The following is a 2697-nucleotide window of genomic DNA, read 5'->3' on the forward strand; positions in this document are numbered from 1 at the left end:
GGTCTCCGGATTGATGCCCGCGTGGGCCGCTTCCAAGATTCCACCGGCCGAGGCCATGCGCACACCGGCGCCGGCCGCGGGAAGAAGACTGCTGCTGGAACGCATTTTTCCTTTTCTGAAGAAACTGTCCTCTCTATGGAAGATTCCGCTGCGCAACATCTTCCGCAATCGAAGACGCAGCCTTTATACCGCCATCGGCGTTACCTTCGGGGTCAGCCTGATCCTCATTTCGGCCGGCATGATCGATTCCCTCGATGAACTGATGAGCTTCATGTTCGACAAGGTCCAGCGGTATGACGCCCGGATCGAATTCGCCCAACCGCAGCCTTCCGCCATCGCCGAAGAGATCGGCCAATGGGAAGGGGTGGAAAAAGTGGAACTGATGATCGAAGCCCCTACCCGGATGGACTTTGGAGGGGAAACGTACACCACGCTCACTCTGGCCTTCCCCACCAATGGCGATCTGCGAGGTATGTACACTCCGTCCAATAAGGAACTCCACCCCGAAAATCAAGGAATTCTGCTGAGCGAAGGCCTCAAGAATACACTCCATATCCGTACCGGAGACCTGCTTGGTCTGACATTTCCCTGGGGGCAAACGCAGCAAGAGGTCACCGGATTCGTCAAGGAACCCATGGGCAGCTTCGGATACATGTCGCTGGAGAAGATGCAACAACTGGGATCGGGAGCAGACATGATCACCGGAGCATTGCTGAAGGTCCCGGCTGAATTCGAAAATGCCATCAGGGAAAAGGCTTACGCTTTGGAAGCCACCGCCTCGGTGGAACTGACATCCGAAACCCGAAGTGACATGGACGCGATGATGCAAGCCGGAAGTGCCATGCTGTGGATCATGCTTCTTTTCGGCGCTGTGCTCGCCATGGCCATTGTCTTCACCACCGTCACGGTGAACATTCTGGAGCGGGGCCGGGAAATCGCCACCATGCGAACCCTGGGAGAATCCACCCGTCGCATCGGCCTGATGATCACCATTGAGAATCTTCTGCTGGGACTGGGCGGGCTGCTCCCCGGAATCCTCATGGGATACCTGATCGCGCTCTACTTCTTCAGCATGTTCCAGGGCGACATGTTCTCCATGGATCTGGTGATACACAGGCAAACCTATGGGATGACCATGGGGATCGTCATCTTGATCATGCTCCTCTCGCAGCTTCCCGGCGTCCGCAGCCTCAGCCGGCTGGACCTGGCAAAAGCCACCAAACAGCAGGCAAGCTGAACCCGAAAAAGATTCTATCGATGGTTTGTCTGGCACATGATCAGAGAACCCTTAATTGAAAGCACAAAGTGGCCTGTGCTATAATTGGCCACGAATTGTTTGGCTAGGAGGAATCATGAGCAGCGTTACTTTGATAACAGAAAATATCTACCGAATCGATGCTCAACTGGCCGGAGCGCAGATGCCTGCCGTATCCTACCTCATCGCAGGAAATCCGGCCGCGCTCATTGAGACGGGCCCGACCAGTGCTGCCCCGGCCCTGTTGGATGCGCTACGTCAGATCGGACAGGACCCGACAAAAATCGCCTTTATCATCCCCACTCATATTCATATCGATCACGGAGGAGGTGTGGGATATCTGGGCCAACAATGGCCCGGGGCCAAAATCGTGCTGCATGAGCAAGGGGCCCCCCATCTACTGGAGCCCTCCAAACTCATCGCCGGCACCAAACGAGCCTTTGGGGACCAGTTCGAGGAGACTTTTGGCCCCATACTGGCGGTAGCCCAGTCACAAGTAATCCCCGTGAAAGGCGGCGAGACGTTATCCCTGGGAAATCGAGAGCTGAAGATCATCGATACCCCGGGGCATGCGCCCAACCACATCAGCGTGTATGACAGCGCCAGCCGTGGCCTTTTCTGCGGCGAAGCTCTCGGATTGCCGCTGGGAGAGACCGGCTTTGTTCTGCCCACAGCCATACCGCCGAACTTCGATCTGAAGGCAGCACTCGAAACCATTGAGAAGGCAGAGAAGCTCGCCCCGGCGATCCTCTTCTATTCTCACGATGGCGTCAGTCGCGACGTTAAGAATCGCCTCCAGGCAGCGCGTACCACCACCCGAAGAGCCGGAGACCTGGTACTCTCCGGCCTCAAGAGCGGAGAGAAGTTTGAGCAAGTTCTGGAAAGGGTCTCACAGGGATTAGCCCAGGACGGACTTCCCGTCTCCGGGCTTGATTTCAGTGCGATGGTAGGAGGCTATATGCTCTATTTCCAGAAAGAGTTCCAAAAAGGAAAACCCGCTTAGACAGCGAAATTGCCACCGCTGAGGACACAGAGAGCACGGAGAACTCAATAGTCTCTCTCCTCTCTGTGATCTCTGTGGTGAAACCCCTTTCCGATTTGCAGCAAATACCTCTCCAACGCAAGGCTATTTGGTTGTCAATGCCAACCGCAAAAGGTAGAATCTAAGCACACCCCCTCTGAGGCACACCATGTATGTACTTGGAACCGCCGGACACGTAGATCACGGTAAATCGACTCTGATCAAAGCTCTCACAGGCATCGATCCGGATCGCCTGGCGGAAGAGAAAGAGCGAGGCATGACCATTGACCTCGGCTTTGCCTGGCTCAAGCTACCCAGCGGTCGAGAGGTCAGCATCGTCGATGTTCCCGGACACGAACGGTTTGTCAAAAATATGCTGGCCGGGGTCGGAGGAATTGACCTGGCGCTGTTGGTCATCGCC

The 2697-nt window shown here is 55.8% G+C and carries 3 protein-coding genes; all 3 read left to right on the plus strand.

All coding sequences use genetic code 11. From position 1 onward, the window contains the following. The coding region (locus tag PHV74_16115; protein MDD5095877.1) for an FtsX-like permease family protein at nt 1-1237 on the plus strand (1237 nt) is incomplete at its 5' end. Between the two features lie 115 nt (nt 1238-1352). Beyond that, complete coding sequence (locus tag PHV74_16120; protein ID MDD5095878.1) at nt 1353-2258, plus strand: MBL fold metallo-hydrolase; 906 nt, start codon at nt 1353-1355, stop codon at nt 2256-2258. 187 nt (nt 2259-2445) lie between these two features. Beyond that, a partial coding sequence (locus PHV74_16125) for a GTP-binding protein (GenBank protein MDD5095879.1) occupies nt 2446-2697 on the plus strand: 252 nt, incomplete at its 3' end.

The organism is Dehalococcoidia bacterium, assembly GCA_028711995.1.
Lineage (GTDB): Bacteria > Chloroflexota > Dehalococcoidia > SZUA-161 > SpSt-899 > JAQTRE01.